This window comes from Bacteroidales bacterium (assembly GCA_021157585.1).
Lineage (GTDB): Bacteria > Bacteroidota > Bacteroidia > Bacteroidales > UBA12170 > UBA12170.
In genome coordinates this window covers 1-5,378 of sequence record JAGGWH010000079.1, presented here as the reverse complement: position 1 = coordinate 5,378, position 5,378 = coordinate 1, and the positions used below count along the sequence as shown (strand labels likewise).

The following is a 5,378-nucleotide window of genomic DNA, read 5'->3' as shown; positions in this document are numbered from 1 at the left end:
TAGACTGATGAACCTGGGTTATATTCCCAACGGATAACAAGATTCGATAAGAATTCCTGCACATTAAAATCAGGATTTCCGATGCTATAATCTATATTTCCATCCGTATTTTCATCGATATTATATTCTCCATCAACTAAAGGACTTATCTGATTATTGGTAAAAACATCAAACCTATCGCGATAGCTGTCTGCCATAGGATTAGAGATTGTTTTAAACGCACTGTACTTTCCGCTAGCAATAAAGGGTTGCCCCCAATATTGAAGTGTTAAATCGGGTGTTACATTATAGCTGATACGAATAGAAGCACTCAACACTTTCTGATCGATAGAAGCAAATAAATAGCGATCAACTCCACCAAAAAATTCTCTTCCAATATATTGCAATTCATTAAACGATTTATTGAATCGAGGATTTACAGATACGGTTAAAGTATTTATTGGTTTATAAGTAAAACCCGAAGAAATGGTAAAGTTTTTTGAGCTACCATCGAAGCCATTACTAAAATTATTGTAAACATAAAAATGAAGCTTCTTCCGGCTATCGGTACTCACATTATACATTATACTACTACTTCCCGCGGTACGCATTCTTGGGCCACCTCGTAAGCTTGTATTTGAAATTCCATTGGTATTTAAATTATAATGTCCCCAAAAATTCCAGAAATTTTTAAAGTTCATATTGGCATTTGCTTCCAAACCGTGACCTAATAAATTGCCACCAAAATCCCAAACATTATAATAATCGCCACTCAAATTCCAAGAGCGATAAATCCCTTTGGGCTCCCAAATTCGATATTGACCCCAAAACATAGTAAACAACTGGTCAGCTTGACGAAGATAACCCATATCGTTTAGTTCAAAACCTGGAGTTTTCCACAGAACGACAGCCAAATGAGTCCAATGTCCTTTTTGTCGGATAAGCTGCAAACGACCACCAGAGCCCATTAATGATGTTTTAGTAGGATCGTAATTTACATAATCATTATCTTCTCTTTGAAAATAACGAGCAGAAGACTCTTGGGTTCTTGTTATGGCATCCGCAGTTCCGTTAACCTGACTAAATGCCGCATTAACATTAAACATCCACACCTTCTTTTTAAAATATTGGGTAAAATCTACACCTCCGGTATAGGCATCTTTATGAAAATAATCTTCCGTACTTGCATCTGTCCATCGGTTGGTACTGGTAATCATTCCACCAACAATTGTGTTGCCACCATTATAATCTTTTTGCACTCTCGCTAAAAAGTAATTCGTTAGTGGTTCAACGGTTTCATAACGGCTAGTCCCATTATCATCAATTTCTGCTCTTCCTTCTGCCGTAACGCTTTCCATGATCCCTATCGACAAACCATTGCTGGTTTTTCCAGTTAGTTTTACGGCTCCAATAATTGGTGTATTTACAGGAACACTAGCATACTCATTACCATTTAAATCGGGGTATAATCTTGGCCTGCGGCCGATACGACGAGAATAAAACAGATTATCGTTTCCAACTCCACCATCACCAATCCCAATTCCGAAAGTGGTAATGTTAGCGCCTTCTATAAAAAACGGACGTTTTTCTTCAAAATAAGATTCATAGGCTGTTAGATTCACTTCAGAAGGATCTGCTTCTACCTGACCAAAATCAGGATTGATTGTTAAATCGAGTGTGAGATTATTCGTTACGCCTATTTTCGCATCAATACCACCATTTATATCATAATCTTTCCCATCAGCAAAAGGATTTCCCGATTGAGCTTCATAAGTCTCCAATTTAGCAACTCCATAAGGAGTGATATCAAATATTTTTCTTGGTTTAATATCTTCCAAACCATTCATTTCACCAAAAAGGTGAACCATTCCGGGAGCATCTTTAGAAATGTGCTGCCAAAAATCAAGTTCGTTATGGCGATAAGTTTGACGGAAAACTTCTAATCCCCATACACCGTCAGATTCTTTTTCAAAACGTAATTGACTAAAAGGGATTTTCATTTCAGCAAGCCAACCTTCATCGGTTAAATTTACTTTTACCCACCAATTTGGATCCCAAGATTGGTCCTCATTATTTCCATCTTCAGTAAGCATCTGATCGAATTTAACACCTCCTGCACTAACAGCAAACATAAAGGCTGTACGCAAATCGTGATAACTATCAAAAGCAATTCCAACAAAATCGCCATCAGGATTATCACGCCTAGTCAAACGCTGAACGATACTATCCGGACTGGTATCAAAAGCTTTAATAGCCACGTAGATATTATCTTTATCAAATAAAACTTTGAACTCAGTTCTCTGTGTTGCTTCAGCACCATTATAGGGTTCAAATTGAGTGAAATCGTCTAACCACTCTCCTTTTTCCCAAACAGCATCATTTAACACTCCATCAATAGAAGGGGCTTCCTCAATTTTAGTGGCTTTATAGGTTTTCTTTATATTATCTTGACTTAATCCCATCAGTGGAGATAAAATTCCGCTAATAAGAATAAAATAGATTATTTTTTTCATTATTAAATTTGGTTTGAATTTGTATTTATAACATATAGACTTTAAAAAAAACTTTCAGTTACAGTAAAGCTCAAAATAATTCGTTAAAAATTTTATAAAAAACTCATATTGTAAAAAGTCCTTAAATTTTATTAAAATACGTATAATTCACCGTATAGCTTTTTCTCCGTCTTTAAAAAACCCTTATTTTTGCATAAATATTTAAATTGATTTTATTTTGACTTTTTTAATTATAATTTTCCTTCTATTTATTATCGGACCTTATTTGATTCGGTTGCTGATGCCTATTTTATTAAGAAGCTTTATAAAAAAAGCACAAAACCAGATGAACAATCCATATCAACAAGAAACACCTCGAAAAGAAGGCGAGGTAAATATTAATACGCCACATAAGAAAACAAAAACATCGGATGAAAAAAATCAACTCGGTGATTATGTGGATTATGAAGAAATAAAAGAAGAATAATTTATGGATACAGCATTTCTTAAAAAGGCACTCCCCTATCTGGCGGCCATTATTCTATTTATTGTTTTAGCATTCAGTTTCTTAACACCTGTATTGCAAGGAAAAAAACTAAAGCAACACGATATTACCGTTTTCAAAGGAATGTCTAAAGAAATCTCTGATTTTAGGACTAAAACCAATAAAGAACCTTTATGGACCAACAGCATGTTTGGGGGAATGCCTGCTTATCAAATCTCTACACTTTATCCCAACAATTGGATTAAAAAGATAGATACATTAATCAAACTAGGTTTACCTCACCCTGTAAACCTAATATTTCTCTACTTTCTTGGTTTTTTCATACTTCTAATTGTTCTACGTGTAAATCCTTGGCTAGCTATTGTTGGAGCCATTGGTTTTGGCTTTTCAAGTTATTTTATAATTATCTTGGGAGCAGGCCACAACTCCAAAGCCCATGCCATTGCCTATATGGCACCTGTTATTGCGGGTATTATACTAACCTATAGAGGAAAATATCTCCTCGGTGGAGTGCTAACAGCCTTATTTGCTGCACTAGAAATTACAGCTAATCACCTACAGATTACCTATTACCTACTCTTGTTAATTATCGTTTTAGTTCTATTTATTTTCTTCGATCACCTCAAAAACAAAACACTGCCTCAATTCGGAAAAGCAACAGCAGTTCTTGTAGTCGCTGCTATTTTAGCCGTTCTACCCAATATCACTAACCTATTGGTTACTATGGAATATTCTGCTCAATCGATGCGCGGAAAATCAGAACTCAAAATTGATGAGAATAACCAAACAAGCGGACTTGATAAAGACTATGCAACACAGTGGAGTTATGGTATAGCCGAAAGCTGGAGTCTACTTATTCCAAATATTAAAGGTGGAACATCGGGAGCTTTAGCTTCCAACAAAAAAGCAATGGATCAAGTTGATCCACAATACAAACAAGTAATTTCTCAGAACTATATTTCTGCCTATTGGGGTAATCAGCCGTTTATGGCTGGACCAACATATGTAGGAGCCATTATCATTTTCCTATTTCTCTTGGGTTTACTTATTGTAAAAGGAAATTTAAAATGGGGATTATTGCTAGCTACTATTCTTTCTTTAGCTTTAGCTTGGGGTAAAAACTTTATGCCTCTCACCGATTTTTTTATGGATTATATACCACTGTATAATAAGTTTAGAGCGGTTAGTATGACTTTAATTATTGCTGAATTTACTATTCCTCTTTTGGCAATTTTGGCTCTTTGGGAATTGGTTAAAAATCCGAAAAATATTTTACAATACAGAAATTCTATTGGTATTGCCTTCATTTTTTCAGGAGGTTTAAGTTTACTCTTTTATCTTGCTCCCGGTATATTTTCCTTTTTCAGTGATATGGAGAAAGCTCAATTTTTTAGTGGCCAGAATAATCCACAATTAGATGCCATTATAGCCAATATCGAATTAGCACGTATTAGTATTTTTAAAGCAGATGCTTTAAGAAGTTTTCTGTTCATTTTCGCATCTTTAACACTCATAGCAGCTTTTGCTTATCAAAAAATATCCAAGAATGTATTTATTGCTCTGATAGGAATATTGATTCTCTTAGATTTATTCTCGGTAAATAAACGCTATGTAAATGACGAAAATTTTGAACGTGCTCGCATAGTTGATAAACCATATCAACTTAGTCAGGCTGATAAATTAATTCTAAAAGATAAAAGCCTTGATTATAGGGTGCTAAACCTGAATAATCCATTTAATGATGCCAGTGTTTCTTATTTCCACAAATCCATTGGCGGTTATCATTCTGCTAAATTGGGTCGCTATCAAGATTTGATAAGTCATATATTGACAAATGAAATTGGAAAAATAACCTCTACATTACAGAATAAGCCTAGCGAAGAAAGCATCAGAAAAGTATTCTATCAGACTCCTGTTTTAAATATGCTTAATACCAAATATATTATTTACAATCCAAATGCAGCACCTCTAGTTAACTCCTCGGCAAATGGTTCTGCTTGGTTCGCTAATACTATTCTTTGGGCTGATGATGCAAATACAGAATTAGAAGCTTTGAAAGCATTTGACAGCGAAAACACTGTAGTTATTGATAAAAGATTTAAAAATACAATTGGCTCAATCACATTAAATAATGATTCATCAGCAATAATAATGGAAAGTTACCTGCCCAATCACTTGGTTTATAATTCTTATTCACAAAGTGATAAAATTGCTGTCTTTTCAGAAATTTATTACGATAAAGGATGGAATGCATATTTAGATGGTAAACAAATTGATTATTTTAGGGCTGATTATACACTTCGTGCGATGTTAATTCCTAAAGGTTCACACAAGATTGAGTTTAAATTTGAACCTGCCAGCTATCAAAAAGGAGAGCAAATTGCCCTTTTTGGTTCTATTCT

3 protein-coding genes are annotated in these 5,378 nt (G+C 34.5%); 2 read left to right on the top strand and 1 reads right to left on the bottom strand.

The window, feature by feature from the left end; translation table 11 throughout:
* A partial coding sequence (locus J7K39_05345; GenBank protein ID MCD6179310.1) for a carbohydrate binding family 9 domain-containing protein occupies positions 1-2,492 on the bottom strand: 2,492 nt, incomplete at its 3' end.
* 325 nt (positions 2,493-2,817) lie between these two features.
* Here J7K39_05345 and J7K39_05340 point away from each other — a divergent pair.
* Both J7K39_05340 and J7K39_05335 read left to right on the top strand, forming a co-directional pair.
* A complete protein-coding gene (locus tag J7K39_05340) occupies positions 2,818-2,958 on the top strand; it encodes a hypothetical protein (protein MCD6179309.1) in 141 nt (46 codons plus the stop codon).
* A 3-nt stretch (positions 2,959-2,961) separates the two neighbouring features.
* On the top strand, positions 2,962-5,378 hold a 2,417-nt coding region (locus J7K39_05335), incomplete at its 3' end, for a YfhO family protein (protein MCD6179308.1).